Source organism: Pseudomonas sp. p50(2008) (assembly GCF_015351605.1).
Taxonomy (GTDB): Bacteria; Pseudomonadota; Gammaproteobacteria; order Pseudomonadales; family Pseudomonadaceae; genus Aquipseudomonas.
Map to the genome: position 1 here is coordinate 422,685 of NZ_JACMYF010000004.1, position 16,600 is coordinate 439,284.

The 16,600-nt window shown below is 58.0% G+C and carries 17 protein-coding genes and 1 pseudogene; 7 read left to right on the plus strand and 11 right to left on the minus strand.

The annotated features are described in order from the left end of the window. Positions 1 to 112 precede the first annotated feature (112 nt). Positions 113 to 553, minus strand: coding sequence for a hypothetical protein (locus tag H7698_RS13625; RefSeq protein ID WP_194691700.1), 441 nt, complete (start codon positions 551 to 553; stop codon positions 113 to 115). On the opposite strand from H7698_RS13625, the gene trmL reads away from it, so the two are divergent. Next, positions 552 to 1,007: a tRNA (uridine(34)/cytosine(34)/5-carboxymethylaminomethyluridine(34)-2'-O)-methyltransferase TrmL gene (gene trmL / locus H7698_RS13630; RefSeq protein ID WP_162436965.1), complete on the plus strand. Its 456-nt coding sequence runs from the start codon at positions 552 to 554 to the stop codon at positions 1,005 to 1,007. The genes H7698_RS13625 and trmL overlap by 2 nt on opposite strands. Before the next feature lie 108 nt (positions 1,008 to 1,115). On the opposite strand, the gene secB is transcribed toward trmL, so the two are convergent. The 3 genes from secB to H7698_RS13645 are packed head-to-tail and all read right to left on the minus strand — an operon-like array spanning position 1,116 to position 2,307. Next, positions 1,116 to 1,607, minus strand: a complete 492-nt coding sequence (gene secB, locus H7698_RS13635; protein WP_194691701.1) for a protein-export chaperone SecB — start codon at positions 1,605 to 1,607, stop codon at positions 1,116 to 1,118. Positions 1,608 to 1,637: 30 nt separating this feature from the next. Then, a complete protein-coding gene (gene grxC / locus H7698_RS13640) occupies positions 1,638 to 1,892 on the minus strand; it encodes a glutaredoxin 3 (RefSeq protein ID WP_010464569.1) in 255 nt (84 codons plus the stop codon). 1 nt (position 1,893) lies between these two features. Beyond that, complete coding sequence (locus H7698_RS13645) at positions 1,894 to 2,307, minus strand: rhodanese-like domain-containing protein (protein WP_162436967.1); 414 nt, start codon at positions 2,305 to 2,307, stop codon at positions 1,894 to 1,896. 153 nt (positions 2,308 to 2,460) lie between these two features. Between H7698_RS13645 and gpmI the strand changes: the two genes are divergently transcribed. From gpmI to H7698_RS13675, 6 genes and pseudogenes are all read left to right on the plus strand, one after another. Further along, positions 2,461 to 3,990, plus strand: coding sequence for a 2,3-bisphosphoglycerate-independent phosphoglycerate mutase (gene gpmI / locus H7698_RS13650; RefSeq protein WP_162436968.1), 1,530 nt, complete (start codon positions 2,461 to 2,463; stop codon positions 3,988 to 3,990). 252 nt (positions 3,991 to 4,242) lie between these two features. Then, positions 4,243 to 5,544 carry a murein hydrolase activator EnvC family protein gene (locus H7698_RS13655; RefSeq protein ID WP_194691702.1) on the plus strand — a complete coding sequence of 434 codons (1,302 nt, stop codon included), beginning with the start codon at positions 4,243 to 4,245 and terminating at the stop codon, positions 5,542 to 5,544. Between the two features lie 31 nt (positions 5,545 to 5,575). Beyond that, positions 5,576 to 6,895, plus strand: a complete 1,320-nt coding sequence (locus tag H7698_RS13660) for a S41 family peptidase (protein ID WP_162436970.1) — start codon at positions 5,576 to 5,578, stop codon at positions 6,893 to 6,895. A gap of 1 nt (position 6,896) precedes the next feature. Further along, positions 6,897 to 7,673: pseudogene (locus tag H7698_RS13665) on the plus strand (divergent polysaccharide deacetylase family protein). Between the two features lie 118 nt (positions 7,674 to 7,791). Then, positions 7,792 to 9,132 carry a Vps62-related protein gene (locus H7698_RS13670; RefSeq protein WP_194691703.1) on the plus strand — a complete coding sequence of 447 codons (1,341 nt, stop codon included), beginning with the start codon at positions 7,792 to 7,794 and terminating at the stop codon, positions 9,130 to 9,132. A 13-nt stretch (positions 9,133 to 9,145) separates the two neighbouring features. Further along, the gene (locus H7698_RS13675; RefSeq protein WP_194691704.1) at positions 9,146 to 10,378 is read left to right on the plus strand and encodes a trypsin-like serine peptidase; all 1,233 of its coding nucleotides are present in this window, start codon (positions 9,146 to 9,148) and stop codon (positions 10,376 to 10,378) included. A gap of 8 nt (positions 10,379 to 10,386) precedes the next feature. On the opposite strand, the gene H7698_RS13680 is transcribed toward H7698_RS13675, so the two are convergent. From H7698_RS13680 to H7698_RS13710, 7 genes are all read right to left on the minus strand, one after another. Next, the gene (locus H7698_RS13680; RefSeq protein WP_162436974.1) at positions 10,387 to 11,142 is read right to left on the minus strand and encodes a substrate-binding periplasmic protein; all 756 of its coding nucleotides are present in this window, start codon (positions 11,140 to 11,142) and stop codon (positions 10,387 to 10,389) included. 78 nt (positions 11,143 to 11,220) lie between these two features. Then, positions 11,221 to 11,991, minus strand: a complete 771-nt coding sequence (gene hisF, locus H7698_RS13685; protein ID WP_108230810.1) for an imidazole glycerol phosphate synthase subunit HisF — start codon at positions 11,989 to 11,991, stop codon at positions 11,221 to 11,223. A 9-nt stretch (positions 11,992 to 12,000) separates the two neighbouring features. Next, the gene (gene hisA / locus H7698_RS13690; RefSeq protein WP_162436975.1) at positions 12,001 to 12,738 is read right to left on the minus strand and encodes a 1-(5-phosphoribosyl)-5-[(5-phosphoribosylamino)methylideneamino]imidazole-4-carboxamide isomerase; all 738 of its coding nucleotides are present in this window, start codon (positions 12,736 to 12,738) and stop codon (positions 12,001 to 12,003) included. A gap of 42 nt (positions 12,739 to 12,780) precedes the next feature. Continuing rightward, a complete protein-coding gene (locus H7698_RS13695) occupies positions 12,781 to 13,038 on the minus strand; it encodes a DUF2164 domain-containing protein (protein WP_157711279.1) in 258 nt (85 codons plus the stop codon). Further along, positions 13,039 to 13,677, minus strand: a complete 639-nt coding sequence (gene hisH, locus H7698_RS13700) for an imidazole glycerol phosphate synthase subunit HisH (protein ID WP_162436976.1) — start codon at positions 13,675 to 13,677, stop codon at positions 13,039 to 13,041. Next, the gene (gene hisB / locus H7698_RS13705; protein ID WP_003218037.1) at positions 13,677 to 14,270 is read right to left on the minus strand and encodes an imidazoleglycerol-phosphate dehydratase HisB; all 594 of its coding nucleotides are present in this window, start codon (positions 14,268 to 14,270) and stop codon (positions 13,677 to 13,679) included. The genes hisH and hisB overlap by 1 nt, the downstream gene beginning before the upstream one ends. A gap of 262 nt (positions 14,271 to 14,532) precedes the next feature. Then, positions 14,533 to 16,194 (minus strand): OFA family MFS transporter, encoded by a 1,662-nt coding sequence (locus tag H7698_RS13710; protein ID WP_162436977.1) that lies wholly within the window; start codon positions 16,192 to 16,194, stop codon positions 14,533 to 14,535. Positions 16,195 to 16,600 lie beyond the last annotated feature (406 nt).

The following is a 16,600-nucleotide window of genomic DNA, read 5'->3' on the forward strand; positions in this document are numbered from 1 at the left end:
GCCCTTGATACAGGCAGGTCAGGGGTTCCTTCTTTACACCGGGTTCACGAGGCAACGCGTGATCCCTCCCGTTTTGGGGACCTTGGTACAGGCAGGCCGGGGATTCCCTCTTTTATTGCTCTCGGAGATGGATCTCCAGTCGCCAGCGGTCGTCGACCTCGCTACCGGCCCAGTCGCCCTGAAGCGGTCGGGCCGCCACCACCGTCAGCAACAACCCCCCATCACTCAAACGTACACGCCAGTTCACGCCTTTGTCGTTGAGCTTGAGCTGACCGTTCTGCGCCTTGCCTTCGGCACTGAACAACAGCGCCACACTGCCGTCCACGATCTCGCCATGGACCTTGGGTTCGTTGTTGAACCACAGCACCAGGCCATCGCTCGTCACGTCGACCTGCTGCAAAGTGCTGGGATCCGGCGTGGTCAGGCGACCGATCATCAATCCCACCATAACCCCGACAATCGCCAGCGAACCCATCACCCGTGGGAATAGTTTCGAACGCTTGTCCGCTTGCGGCGTAGAATGCCGGTCATCTTTACCTTCGGAGCCGTGCATGTTTCACGTCATCCTTTTCCAACCAGAAATTCCGCCGAATACCGGCAACGTTATCAGGCTGTGCGCCAACAGTGGCTGCCACCTGCATTTGATCGAACCGCTGGGTTTCGAGATGGACGACAAGCGCCTGCGCAGGGCCGGCCTCGACTATCACGAATACGCCACCCTGCAACGCCACGCCGACCTTGCCAGTTGCCTGGAAAGCCTTGGCCACCCACGCCTGTTCGCCTTTACCACCAAGGGCTCGCGGCCGTTCCACGATGCCAGCTTTGCAGAAGGCGATGCGTTCCTCTTCGGTCCGGAAAGCCGCGGCCTGCCCGCTGACGTACTGGACGCCCTGCCCGGCGAGCAACGCCTGCGGCTACCGATGCGCGAAGGCTGCCGCAGCCTGAACCTGTCGAACACCGTGGCGGTGGCCGTTTACGAAGCGTGGCGGCAAAACGGCTTCAAATAACCCGAAGATCTTTTTCGTCTGACATAAACAATCGCGGGCAAGCCCGCTCCCACAGGTTTTGCACGATCCTGTGGGAGCGGGCTTGCCCGCGATTTTCAACAGCGCTGCTTATTGAACGGTCGGAGTTTCGCCAGCCGCCTGCATGCGTTGCAGTTCTTGTGCGTACAGCGCGTCGAAGTTCACTGGAGCCAGCATCAGAGCAGGGAACGAACCACGGGTAACCAGGCTATCCAGGGTTTCGCGAGCGTACGGGAACAGGATGTTCGGGCAGAACGCGCCCAGGGTATGGCTCATCGAAGCGTCGTCCAGGTTCTTGATCAGGAAGATCCCGGCCTGTTGCACTTCAGCGATGAACGCCACTTCGCCGTTTTCGCCGTTCTTCACGGTCACCGACAGGGTCAGCACCACTTCGTGGAAGTCAGCTTCCAAAGCCTTTTGACGGGTATTCAGATCCAGGCCAACGCTCGGTTCCCACTGCTGGCGGAAGATCGCTGGGCTTTTCGGGGCTTCGAAAGACAAGTCACGTACGTAGATGCGCTGCAAAGAGAATTGCGGCGAGGTGTCTTCTTCGCTAGCTGCTGTGTTCTGTTGGTCAGTCATCTCAGATCCTTTCTGATCTTGGGGAAGGAATTAGGCCTTGAGCATCGCGTCGAGCTTGCCGGCGCGCTCCAGGGCAAACAAATCATCACAGCCACCAATGTGGCGCTCACCGATCCAGATCTGCGGCACGGACGTACGCCCGGCTTTCTGGGCCATGGCGGCACGCACCTGCGGCTTGCCATCGACCTTGATCTCTTCGAAGGCCACGCCTTTGTTCTCGAGCAGGTACTTGGCTCGCGAGCAGTAAGGGCAGTAATCGCTGGAATAGACGACGACGTTGCTCATATCACTTCACCAGCGGCAGGTTGTCGCCTTTCCAGCTGGAAATCCCGCCGGACAGCTTGGCCGCAGTGAAGCCCGATTTCATCAATTCGCGAGCGTGAGTGCCAGCGGTCTGGCCCATGGCGTCAACCAGGATGATGGTCTTGGACTTGTGCTTCTCCAACTCACCGACGCGAGCGGTCAGCTTGTCGTGAGGAATGTTCAACGCGCCAACAATGTGACCGGCGGCGAAGTCCTTGGTCGGACGAATATCGATCACCACGCCCTCGTCCTTGTTGACCAGCCCGGTCAGTTCACCGGTGCTCAGGCTACGGCCGCCGCCTTTCATCTCATGGGCGATCAGCAGAGCCAGCAGAACGGCGAAGATACCGACGAGCAGATAGTGGGTGGTGGCAAATGCAATCAGGTGATCAACCATTGAAGGAGGTTCCAGGGCGTTAAAATGTCGGCCAGTATACACAGCCCCTATGGTGGGCCAAACCCCGTCCGGCGGTGACGCAGCCGGAACTTAGCTTTAAACTCCTACTCCCTTTTCCATCGCCCTCTTTTAACTCAGCCACGAGTGGAATCCATGACTACCACGCCTAAACCTTTGGTCCTGATTATTCTCGACGGCTTCGGTCACAGCGACAGCCCTGAATCCAACGCCGTGTTCGCGGCCAAGAAGCCCGTACTGGACCGTTTGACTGCCACCGTGCCAAACGGCCTGATCTCGGGCAGCGGCATGGATGTCGGTCTGCCGGATGGCCAGATGGGCAATTCAGAAGTCGGTCACATGAACCTTGGTGCCGGCCGCGTGGTGTATCAGGATTTCACGCGCGTCACCAAATCGATCCGTGATGGCGAATTCTTCGAGAACCCGACCATTTGCGCCGCCGTGGATAAAGCAGTCGCTGCCGGCAAAGCCGTGCACTTCATGGGCCTGCTGTCCGATGGCGGCGTTCACAGCCACCAGGATCACCTGGTTGCCATGGCTGAACTGGCCTTCAAACGCGGCGCCGAAAAAATCTACCTCCACGCCTTCCTCGACGGTCGCGACACCCCGCCAAAAAGCGCTCAGTCGTCTATCGAACTGCTCGATGCAACGTTCGAGGCTCTCGGTAAAGGCCGGATCGCCAGCATTGTTGGCCGTTATTTCGCCATGGACCGCGATAATCGTTGGGACCGTGTATCGCAGGCTTACAACCTGATTGTCGACGGCAACGGCGAATTCAACGCTGCCACTGCCCAAGAAGGTCTGCAAGCAGCCTACGACCGTGGCGAGAGCGATGAATTCGTTAAAGCCACCTCCATCGGCGAGCCGGTCAAAGTCGAAGACGGCGATGCCGTCGTATTCATGAACTTCCGTGCCGACCGCGCCCGCGAACTGACTCGCGTGTTCGTCGAAGACGATTTCAAGGAATTCGAACGCGCCCGCCAGCCGAAACTGGCCGGCTTCGTAATGCTGACCCAATACGCCGCCAGCATTCCTGCCCCCTCGGCGTTTGCCGCCGGCAGCCTGGAAAACGTGTTGGGCGACTACCTGGCGAAAAACGGTAAAACCCAGCTGCGCATCGCTGAAACCGAGAAATACGCCCACGTCACCTTCTTCTTCTCCGGCGGTCGCGAAGAACCGTTCCCGGGCGAAGAACGTATCCTGATCCCGTCGCCAAAAGTCGCCACCTATGACTTGCAGCCCGAGATGAGCGCCCCGGAAGTGACCGATCGCATCGTCGACGCTATCGAAAACCAGCGTTACGACGTGATCGTGGTCAACTACGCCAACGGCGACATGGTCGGCCACAGCGGCGTGTTCGATGCGGCGGTCAAAGCCGTTGAATGCCTGGACCTGTGTGTCGGCCGTATCGTCGACGCGCTGGACAAGGTTGGCGGCGAAGCGCTGATCACGGCTGACCATGGCAACGTCGAGCAAATGGCCGACGAATCCACCGGCCAGGCTCACACCGCCCACACCACCGAGCCTGTGCCGTTCATTTATGTCGGCAAACGCGACTTCAAGGTGCGCAATGGCGGCGTGTTGGCGGATGTGGCGCCGACCATGCTGATGCTGCTGGGGATGGAAAAACCGGAAGAAATGACGGGTACTTCGATCCTCGTGTAACCCGCCGGTCAAATCACCACCAAACCCTGTGGGAGCTGGCTTGCCAGCGATAGCAATCTGACAGCCAACATCACTGTTGAATGTTAAGACGCCATCGCGGGCAAGCCCGCTCCCACAGTGGTTTGTGGTGGTTTCAAAGATTAATCACACCCACTTGCCAGCCCGGTTATCACACAACCCCAATTGGGCGTTTTTTTTGCGGCGCTTGGCGGGCATACTAGGCCGTCCCTTTCCCTGGTGTCGCCCGCCTCTATGCTTCGCGTCCTGATAGCCCTTGCTCTGACTTGCCTGCTCCAACCGGCCTTCGCTGACGAGCGCGCGCAAACCCAACAACAGTTGGACGCCACGCGTCAGGACATTGCCGAGCTGAAGAAACTGCTGGGCAAGATTCAGGAAGAAAGGTCCGGTGTGCAAAAAGACCTGAAGGGCACCGAAACCGAGATGGGCAAGCTCGAAAAGCAGGTCGATGCCCTGCAAAAAGAGCTGAAGAAAAGCGAATCCGAGCTGCAACGACTCGATGCGGAGAAAAAAAAACTCCAGAGCGCGCGCACTGAACAGCAACGACTGATCGCCATTCAGGCCCGTGCGGCCTATCAGAACGGTCGTCAGGAGTATCTGAAATTGCTGCTCAACCAGCAGAATCCGGAAAAATTCGCCCGTACCCTCACCTATTACGACTACCTGAGCCAGGCCCGCCTGGAACAGCTGAAAAATTTCAACGAAACCCTGCGCCAACTGGCCAATGTCGAAAAAGACATCGACATGCAGCAGGCGCAGTTACTCGTTCAGAAAAGTAGCCTCGACAGTCAGCGCGACGAACTCGACAAGGTCCGCAAAGAGCGCCAGCAAGCCTTGGCCAAGCTCAATGAAGACGTAAAGGCTCGCGATCAAAAACTGGCGTCCCGCGAGCAGGATCAGGCAGACCTGTCTAAAGTCCTTAAAACCATTGAAGAAACCTTGGCCCGCCAGGCCCGTGAGGCAGAAGAAGCGCGGCGAAAAGCGCTGATCGCCCAGCAGGAAGCCGAAAAAAAGCGTTTACGTGAGGCCCAGGCAGCAGCAGACGCGGCAGATACGACCGACGCCCCACGCAAACCTGTCAAATCGACACCCGGCGCCCTTGTTTCAAGTTCAGGCGAGACCTTCGGTGGCGCGTTTGCTTCAACTCGGGGAAAACTTCCTTGGCCTGTTGATGGTCGACTGCTGGCGCGATTTGGCGAATCCCGTGGCGACGACGCTCGTACCAAATGGGACGGCGTGATGATCAGTGCGTCCGCCGGCAGTCAGGTACATGCCGTTCACGGCGGCCGCGTGGTATTTGCCGACTGGTTGCGTGGTGCCGGCCTGCTGGTGATTCTCGATCACGGCAACGGTTTCTTGAGTCTTTATGGTCACAACCAGACGCTGCTGAAGTCTGCGGGTGATGTGGTTAAAGCCGGTGAGTCCATCTCCACTGTCGGTAGCAGTGGCGGGCAGGACACACCAGCGCTGTATTTCGCAATTCGTCAGCAGGGTCACCCGAGTGATCCGGCACAATGGTGTCGCGCGCAAGGATAAGCGCCTTACCTAATTCAGGAGTTCGTTCGACATGCTGCATCTGTCCCGCCTTACCTCGCTGGCCCTGACGATCGCTCTGGTGATCGGCGCGCCTCTGGCGTTCGCCGCTCAACCTGCGCCAGCGGTTGCACCTGCGGGCACTGCTGCGACCACCAAGGCACCATTGCCTCTGGAAGAGTTGCGCACATTTGCCGAGGTCATGGACCGGATCAAAGCCGCATATGTCGAACCGGTAGACGACAAGACCCTGCTGGAAAATGCCATCAAAGGCATGCTCAGCAACCTCGACCCGCACTCCGCCTACCTTGGCCCGGAAGATTTCGCGGAGTTGCAGGAAAGCACCAGCGGCGAGTTTGGTGGCCTGGGTATCGAAGTGGGCGCCGAAGACGGTTTCATCAAGGTGGTATCGCCAATCGATGACACCCCGGCGTCCAAGGCCGGCATTCAGGCGGGCGACTTCATCGTCAAGATCAACGGCCAACCGACTCGCGGCCAGAGCATGACTGAAGCCGTGGACAAGATGCGCGGCAAGATCGGTCAGAAAATCACCCTGACCCTGGTACGTGACGGCGGCACACCGTTTGACGTGACCCTCGCACGCGCCATCATCCAGGTGAAGAGCGTGAAGGCTCAGTTGCTCGAGTCGGGCTACGGCTATATCCGCATCACCCAATTCCAGGTCAAGACCGGCGAAGAGGTCTCCAAGGCCCTGGCCAAGCTGCGCAAGGACAATGGCAAGAAACTCAAAGGTGTCATCCTTGACCTGCGCAACAATCCGGGCGGCGTGCTGCAAGCAGCGGTGGAAGTGGTCGACCACTTCATCACCAAGGGCTTGATCGTCTACACCAAGGGTCGCATCGCCAACTCCGAATTGCGCTTCTCGGCCACTGGAAAGGATGAAAGTGAAGCGGTGCCAATGGTCGTGTTGATCAACGGCGGCAGCGCCTCAGCCTCGGAAATTGTCGCCGGCGCCTTGCAGGATCAGAAACGCGCAGTGGTCATGGGCACCACAAGCTTCGGTAAGGGCTCGGTCCAAACCGTACTGCCGCTGAACAACGACCGCGCACTGAAGATCACCACTGCGCTGTATTACACGCCGAATGGCCGCTCGATCCAGGCCCAGGGCATCGTCCCGGACATCGAAGTGCGCAAGGCCAAGATCACCAGCGAGCAGGATGGCGAGTACTTCAAGGAAGCCGATCTGCAAGGGCACCTGGGTAATGGCAATGGCGGCGAAGACAAGCCGACCGGCTCGGGCGCCAAACCCAAGGTAATGCCGCAGGACGACGATTACCAATTGGCCCAGGCGCTGAGCCTGCTTAAAGGGCTGAGCATCACCTCCGGCCGCTGAGATGCGCCTGCGGTTAGCCCTCGGCCTGCTGTGCTGTCTGATGGGTGTTGCGCACGCAACGCCCGCCAAGCCGGCTCCGTAAAAGGCTTACCTGAGCCTGATCATCGATGACCTGGGGCAGAACCTGCCTCGGGATCGCCGCGTGCTCGCCCTGCCCGGCCCGGTCACGGCTGCGATCATGCCTGATACGCCCCACGCCACTGAATTCGCCCGCGAAGCCCATCGCGCCGGCAAGATAGTCATCCTGCACATGCCTATGGACCCGGCTACCGGCCCGTTCGCCTGGCACCCTGACTTACCTCTCGACGAGCTGGAAAAACGCCTGAACGCGGCATTCAAAATGGTCCCCTACACCGCAGGCATCAACAACCACATGGGCAGCCGCATGACCTCGCAACCGGCTGCAATGGCCTGGTTGATGGCGCACTTGCAGCGCAGGCACAAATTCTTCGTCGACAGCCGTACCAGCGCGCAGACAGTAGCGGCTGCCGAGGCGCAGAAGATTGGATTGGCAAGCGTATCCCGGGACGTTTTTCTGGATGACGAGCGCACTGAAGCGGCGATCTTCACCCAGTTACAGACGGCCATCAGCCTGGCGCGTAAACAGGGTTCGGCAGTGATGATCGGGCATCCATATCCGCAAACGCTGGCGGTACTGGAGCGTGAGTTGCCGAAACTCAAAGGACAGGGTATCGACTGGATTGATATCAAGCTGATGATCAGCGTGCGTGGAAACCGTGCGACAGCGGCTCATGGCAAAGACGGTATTTATCGGTAATACCCCGCCGCACTCACCCATAAATAATTACCGCCGAACGCTTCGCCTAATTCCAGATAGTGACGTGAACCTTGTTGCGACGACGCCCAAGTCGCCTGTCAAACTATCAGGAACCATCATGCCCACCAATGAAACAGCCGCACCGGCCGCGAGGCCTCTGGCATCGATCCAGGTTGACAATCTGCTGATCAACTTCACGACGCAATTCAACCGGATCTGGGATAGCGCGGGCTCTGGTTCGAAAAAAGGGAGCTTTTGGCGCCCTTCACCTTCCGCAGATTTGTTGCCTGGATATTTCCCGCTGGGGGACGTCGTTTCGCCTGGCTTCGAGAACATAAACGAAAGCAATATCGTGGCAGTTGTCTGCGAAGGCGTTCCGGAGAATGGAGACACCTCGAAAGGCAAAGCCCTCGGCGTCCCGATCGACTTCGAACAAGTCTGGAAAGATTCAGGTTCCGGAGCCAAAGCTGACATCACTATCTGGTGCCCGATACCCCCGGACGGTTATGTGGCGCTGGGCATGGTTTGCTCCAACGGCCGCGACAAGCCGTTGCGCAATACCGTCCGTTGCGTGCGCGCGGACCTGGTGATCGCTTCGCCCGCTAACCGCATGATCTGGGACGACCGCGGGAGTGGCGCCAAGAAAAACTTTTCAGCCTGGAGTACCTCCCCTCCAAGTGCGCCTGCTGGAGAAATCTGCTTTTCACCCGGCACTTTTGTTGGCATCAACAACCATACAAGACCGACAGGCGACGTCGCTTACTCATTACGCATGAAAATCGCCATGCGGACCCGTTCTTCGATCGTTGCGCCTGTTCTTACAGGATATGAGCCCCCTGCCGCCGATGAGGCAACCACAGTCACGAAGATTGCCTACCTTCCATGGTTCACCGTTATAGACCCTGACCTGAATGCTGTGGAGCAATTGCGGACATCAGCATTTTACCGCCTGGAAAGATCTGACCAGTATGAGTTTCTGGGGTACGGCCACAACACTGGCGCTATCAGCAAAACCTTCCAGTGGTCTGCGTCCAAGGTCCAAAGCGCTGAAATGCTGTCTGAGTTTACCGGCATCACCAGTATCAGAACCGAAACCGAATGGCCCTTGATTCATTTGGCACACGTGAGCACCGTAAATCACTTGTGGACCGCTTCAATCCAGTTTTCGGCGAGACTGGAAAAAAGCTTTACTCATACCGAGAAATCATCCGACGGTTGGAGCCGCGTGACACCGGTGGAAGTCGTCGCTATCGCACCAAAGCGCAAGCTGATCGTGGTTTATCGTCTGAAAAGTGTTTACAGGCTCTTTCGTGAAGACGGCACTCAAGTAGCGTCACCTATCAATTACTGCGATCTCGATAGCCTGTATGTGGCCGAGTTTCCGCCGGAACAAGGCGACAACATTTGCGCCGCAGAGAATCACAGTGATGCCCGAATAGTGGGCACCTCAATTTCATAACCAAGGAATGGACGTGAAATACCTTAAGTATCTTTACCTGTCAGTCATGATCAGCTTGATAGGCACTGCTTCCGTGCAAGCGCGCGACCTCGGAGAGGGTGCTGTTAATGGCTCAGATTCGAGAGCATTGCAAAACAGCGGACGCCTTTACGAAATATGGAGTGGCATTGGGCAATTGACCCTGCAATCGGGAGAATCCTGTAGTGCCGTCCTGCTAAATACGCGAAACAGGCAAGGTAAGGCCACCGGACCTGGCTATCTGCTCACCAGTGGGCATTGCGTACTGTTCCAGTACGGTTCGGCACGGATCAATCTGCCGATGGAAGCGACGGTAACTTTCAAATACTTTTATGACACGCCCGAGCGGCACAGCCAATTTTCAGTTCGGACCGCCCGATGGACCAGTCTCTCCGGAACTGATCTTGCCGTACTTGAAGTAGACGCCACCTTGGCCTCGTTAATTCAGGCCGGCATCAACCCGCTTAACCTGGCATCCCACCAAATCAATGAGAGCCACGACTCACTTAACGTTGGCTCGCCACAGGGCTTTAGCGAAAGCGGGCTTCGATTGAGCGCTTGCGACGAACAAACTGCAGGTACATTCATCGATCACCCTGGGGTATTCCCTCTGGCAATGCGAAACCGATGCGACCTTCATGCCGGCAACTCTGGCAGTCCGATGCTCAACCGTCGAACAAATGAAATCACCGGCATCGTCAGTAAGATCGCTGACTCGCGCGCAATACCAGAGCCCGAAGGTTGCGAGGACTCCTCATCCTGCAAGGCCGCCCGTTTCAACTACAGCTACCCAGCCAACTTTCTGGCCGCATGCTTTATTGACGGTGTATTCACCAGCAATGGACCGGCCTGTGCCTTGAAGCCTGTCGAATTGACCGTTACTGAGCCATGGAAACTCAAGACATACGTTGATAGATCGCGTAACACAGCCGGGCAGCTTGCACTGCCAACATGGGATTTCAGGTTCTCGTTAGACGCGCCGTTCTATCGCTTTAAAGCAGTCCGTGACGCCAAAGAATGCAAGGTGCCTCACAACTACAGCGCAGCCATTAGTACTGAAGATGCGCATATCAATACTGAAATAGGTCCATCAAATGGAGTGCACGCACTTTGCATTATTGGTGTTGACTCCGCGCAACAAAGACTGACGGTGGCAACATTGAACAATGTGTTCACGAGCGCCGTGTATTTGAACCCGCCGCCGCGGGTTCCGCCGCAAGCCCAGTAAGATAGCTGCTAGAGATACCGCGCCATGATCTCGTCGACCACGCCTTCCTTGCGTAACTGATCGAGCGCGGCTTGCAACTTGGCGACGGTCTCATCTGGCACTTCTTTGTTCAGTGCCAGATACAACTCTGCGCTGTTGAATCGCAACACCGTCTTGAGCCCGATCACGCCATCCTGGCGCGCCAGATAACGCCCGGCAGGGTCACCTGTGGCCCACAAATCGATCTGACCGCTTGTGAGTTTCTTCGCGTTGTCCTGATCCCGCAGCACGACAATCGGCTTCAACCCTTGCTTGGCTAATGTCTCGGCAATCGCATCGCCCTTGTACGCGCCGATCCTGTACTTGCGCGCATCATCCAGACTTTCCAGGTTGATCTTGCTGTCGGCCTTGGCCAGCATGATCCAGTCGTCCGGGCCGATCGGGCCGACCCACTTGAAGAGCTTTTCACGATCAGGCAACCGCGCCATCACGAACACGCCATAACCGGGTTTCTCGAGGGCGATCTTGTAGATCCGCTCCCAAGGGAAACGCAGCGTAAGGCTGTAAGTGATGTTGGCGCGTTTGAACATCTCGCGGACGATGTCCACGGCAATGCCATTGATGTTTTCGTCTTGAGCGAAATTCTTGCCGTTCCTCGCCATGTTGTAGGGCGGGAAATTTTCCGTCAGCAACACCAGATCGGCGGCGGGGTTTTCTGCAGCCTGTGCTCCATTGATGAGCAATAAAGAAGCGCTGGCAAGGGCAAGTAGAAGGCGTTTAAGCATGTCTGGCTACCGAAATCCATGGCGTTCCCAAGAGTGCCCTGAGCCCGCCATGATGTCCACTGGCCTGTATCGGATTGTTCAGCGCATCACGATTCCGCGATGGGCCATGTAGGCTTTGGCTTCCTGCACGGTGTATTCACCGAAGTGGAAAATACTCGCTGCCAACACTGCACTGGCGTGGCCTTCGATGATGCCGTCGGCCAAGTGCTGCAGGTTGCCGACGCCGCCAGAGGCAATCACCGGGATACCCAAGGCATCGCTGATGGCGCGAGTGACGCCCAGATCGAAACCGTTTTTCATGCCGTCCTGATCCATGCTGGTCAGCAGGATTTCACCGGCACCCAGGCTTTCCATCTTCTTCGCCCACTCCACCGCGTCCAGGCCTGTCGGCTTGCGACCGCCGTGGGTGAAGATTTCCCAGCGAGGCGTTTCACCCGGCCCGGAAACCTTCTTGGCGTCGATGGCGACGACGATGCATTGCGAACCGAAATGCTGCGCCGCTTCGCCGACAAATTCCGGATTGAACACGGCGGCGGTGTTGATCGACACCTTGTCCGCGCCCGCGTTGAGCAAGTTACGAATGTCCTGCACGGTGCGAACGCCACCGCCGACGGTCAGCGGAATGAACACCTGGCTGGCCATGCGCTCGACGGTATGCAGCGTGGTATCGCGGCCATCGACGCTGGCGGTGATGTCAAGAAAGGTAATCTCGTCAGCACCCTGCTCGTCGTAGCGACGAGCGATTTCCACCGGATCGCCGGCGTCGCGGATGTTTTCGAACTTCACACCCTTGACGACCCGACCGTTGTCCACGTCCAGGCAAGGGATGATGCGTTTGGCCAGCGCCATGGTCAGTCCTCAGCCTTTGTACGAATCGCAGAAAGCTTGCGCTTCAGCGACGTCGAGGGTGCCTTCGTAGATCGCCCGGCCGGTGATCGCGCCGATGATGCCTGGCGCTCTGGCGTCGAGCAGCGACTTGATGTCACCCAGGTTGTGGATGCCGCCGGAGGCGATCACCGGGATCTTCGTGGCAGCGGCCAGTGCAGCGGTAAACGGAACGTTGCAACCCTGCATCATGCCGTCTTTGGCGATGTCGGTATAAACGATCGCGGACACGCCGTCGGCTTCAAATTGCTTGGCCAGATCGATCACTTGAACGGTGCTGATTTCAGCCCAGCCGTCGGTGGCAACGAAGCCATCTTTGGCATCCAGACCGACGATCACCTTGCCCGGAAACGCGCGGCAGGCTTCAGCGACGAAGGCCGGATCTTTGACGGCTTTGGTGCCGATGATCACGTAGCTCACGCCGGCTTTCACGTAGTGCTCGATGGTTTCCAGGGAGCGGATACCGCCGCCAATCTGGATCGGCAGGTTCGGGTAACGCTTGGCGATGGCAGTGACGACTTCACCATTGACCGGCTGGCCTTCGAAAGCGCCGTTCAGATCGACCAGATGCAGACGACGGCAACCGCCCTCCACCCACTTGGCAGCCATGCTCACCGGGTCATCGGAGAACACTGTGGAATCTTCCATGCGGCCCTGGCGCAGACGAACACAGGCACCGTCCTTGAGATCGATAGCGGGAATAATCAGCATCTGGCAAACCTTCAAATTCGAGTATTCAGCTTCGCTCGGAAATCAGTTTTTCTCGAGCGCCCACAAGTCGCTTTCGATGCTTTCAAACCTCTCTTTGAGGTGCGTCTGCACATCGAAAATCGCCCTGTTGTAATAATGCGGAGCAATTTCACGGGTAAACAGCTCAAGGATTTCGGCCGCTTCGAACGAACCCAGGTCGAGTTCGAAGCGATCCTCCATGAAGCGTTTGATCTTCTGATTGGCCTCGTTCTCCTGTTCGGGAGTGAGGGTCAGGATCGGCGGCTTCTTTTTGGCAGCCATTTACCAGCGACCATCCCACGCGGCGAAGTTCTGCAGCAATTGCAGGCCATGGGTATGGCTCTTCTCCGGGTGAAACTGCACGGCGAAACGCGAGCCCTCGGCCAGCGCTGCGGCGAAATCGACACCGTAGTGACCGCCACCCACCACCTGGCGCGCGTTGGCGGCAGCGATGTAGTAGCTGTGCACGAAGTAAAAACGCGCGAGGTCCGGAATGTTGTGCCACAGCGGGTGCGTCACCGTCTGCTTCACTTCGTTCCAGCCCATGTGCGGGACTTTCAGGTGCTCGCCGTCTTCATGCAGGCCTTTGCCGAAGAACTTTACTTCGCCCGCAAACAAACCGATGCAGTCGACGCCGTCGTTCTCTTCACTGCTGTCGAGCAAGGCTTGCATGCCGACGCAGATGCCAAGGAACGGGCGATCCTGGCTGACTTCACGCACCAGCGAGTCAAAGCCCAGGCGACGGATCTCAGCCATGCAATCGCGAATCGCGCCGACGCCGGGGAAAACCACCCGGTCGGCTTCGCGAATGACGTTGGCATCACTGGTGATCAGGACCTTGCCGGCACCGACGTGCTCGAGGGCCTTGGCCACCGAGTGCAGGTTGCCCATGCCGTAATCGATAACCGCGACCGTCTGCATTACAGAACGCCTTTGGTCGACGGCATCTGGCCGGCCATGCGGTCATCGAGCTCTACAGCCATGCGCAGCGCGCGGCCGAAAGCCTTGAACACGGTTTCGATCTGGTGGTGGGTGTTGGTGCCACGCAGGTTGTCGATGTGCAGGCTGACGAGCGCATGGTTGACGAAGCCCTGGAAGAATTCCTGGAACAGGTCAACGTCGAAGCCGCCGACGGTGGCGCGGGTGTAGGGAACATGCATCTGCAAGCCAGGACGACCGGAAAAGTCGATCACGACACGCGACAGCGCTTCATCGAGCGGCACATAGGCGTGGCCGTAGCGACGGATGCCTTTCTTGTCGCCGATGGCTTTGGCGAAGGCCTGACCCAGGGTGATACCGACGTCTTCCACGGTGTGGTGGTCGTCGATATGCAGGTCGCCCTTGCTGACAATATCCAGGTCGATCAGCCCGTGACGGGCGATCTGGTCCAGCATGTGCTCAAGAAAAGGAACACCGATATCAAATCGGGCCTTTCCGGTGCCATCCAGGTTGATCGAGGCTTTGATCTGGGTTTCCAGAGTGTCGCGCTCGACTGACGCCTTACGTTCGGCCATCACCAGCTCCGCAAAATCATTGGGCGAAAAAGGCAGCCATTATAGGGGCGCGGGCGGGAAACAGAAACATGAGAGGTGATATCACTGACGGATAGAACCCCGTGCTGTCGGGGATAGACATGTCCATACAACTCATTTTGGAGACTCCAAAACAATTGCAGGAGTGAGCCTGCTCGCGATGGGACCCTCACATTCAACATTTCTGTCGACTGTCAGACCGCTATCGCGAGCAGGCTCACTCCTACAGGGGTACTGCGTTTACTTAATGAAACAGCACTGCCGTCTTCTGCAGCGTCACCCAGACACCCCACGCCAACGGAATACCCACCGCCAGCCACGCAGCGATCGCCAGAGGCTTGCTGCCCGGCGCCGCTTTCCACTCCAGCACGGTGCTGCTGTCAGCACCTTTGTCGTGGCCCAGCGCCTGTTCGGCGGCCAGCTCTGCGTCAGTCATGAAGTATTTGTCAGCCACCGGCCGTACCAGCAGGTTGCAGAGGAAACCCAGCACCAGCAGGCCCGCAAGGATATACAGCGTGATGTCATATGCCGCGGCGCGTTCTACGCCGATGCTCAGCTGATACTCACGCAGGTAATTCACCAATACCGGCCCCAGAACGCCAGCCGCTGCCCATGCAGTCAGCAGCCGACCGTGAATCGCGCCGACCATTTGCGTACCAAACAGATCCGCCAGGTAAGCCGGCACCGTCGCGAAACCACCGCCGTACATCGACAGAATGATGCAGAACGCCGCCACGAACAGCGCAACGTTACCCAGGTGACCAAGGTTCGGGATAAGCGCGTACAGGGCAAAACCCAGTGCAAAGAACACGAAGTACGTGTTTTTGCGACCCAGATAGTCGGAGAACGAGGCCCAGAAGAAGCGCCCGCCGATGTTGAACAGGCTCAGCAAACCGGTAAAGCCGGCAGCAATGGCGGCGATGGAGGCCAGTTGACCAGCGTCCAGTTGACCAAATGGCAGGTCAACACCGATCAGTTTGCCGCCAAAAACCTCCTGCAACAGCGGCGACGCCATGCCCAGGATGCCGATACCCGCCGATACGTTCAGGCACAGCACCAGCCACACCAGGCAAAATTGCGGGGTTTTCCACGCCACGTTCACGTGAACGTGACGGTGCGTGATCATCGAGTTCGACGCTTTTTTCGCCGGCGCGGTCCAGCCTTCAGGCTTCCACCCGGTTGGCGGAACGCGATAAGACAATGCGCCGCCGATCATGAACACGAAGTAAATCGCAGCCATCACCAGGAAGCTCTGCCATACGCCAACGCCGGTTGGCGAACCGAAATGACCCATCAGAGCCGCCGCCAGCGGAGCCCCCACCATCGCGCCACCGCCGAAACCCATGATCGCCATGCCGGTCGCCATGCCGCGCTTGTCCGGAAACCATTTGATCAGGGTCGAAACCGGTGAGATGTAGCCCAGGCCGAGGCCGATACCGCCAATGACGCCGGAGCCCACCCACATCAGCCAGATCTGATGGGTATAAATACCCAACGCCGAAATCAGCAGACCACCGCACCAGCACAGCGCCGAGACAACGCCAGCCTTGCGTGGACCGGCATGTTCCAGCCAGCCGCCCCAGATCGCCGCAGAGCAACCCAGAAAGATGAAGAACAGGGTGTAGATCCAGCCGAGCATCGAGATCGGCCAGTCGCATTGGGACGAGAAGACTTGCGAAATGAAGCTCATGTCCGGCGCGCAAGCCACCGGAGCGGTCACGCCCAGGGCTTTGGAAAGCGGCAGCCAGAACACCGAAAAGCCGTAGGCCATGCCAATGCAAAGGTGGATGGCCAGCGCGGCCGGTGGTACCAGCCAGCGGTTGAAACCCGGCTTGGCGATGATGCGCTCCTTGGACAGGAACGCAGGCTGGTCGGCAATGCCGTCAGCCGTGATGCTCGTGGTCATTGTGTATCCCCCAATTATTAGTATGGTTCGCCAGCCACTCCTCACTCTCAGCCTTAATGCACGCAGGCATGACCGTTTTTTGAATGAAGCTCCATTTGATGCGACATCAAGTCGCAGAAGGACGAGCGAACGGGCAAAGGTTACCATTTGTGTGTAGCAGAAAAATCATACTGATATCACCTTTCGGCAAGCCGTCTGATCTCGACCCCGTGAAGGCTGCCACAGGCCAATACCGTAACGAAATCATTGGCGCCGCCATGCCGTTCGTTTTCGTGCCAATGAACGGGCTCAGGCGCTGGCAGCCAAGCTCAAATTACCGCTGGACTGACGGGTGAGGTGATCGCTGACCGGTCATCCGTTTGGGAGCGCTATACTCCCCGGCTAAATTTCGAATTCGACTAACTAC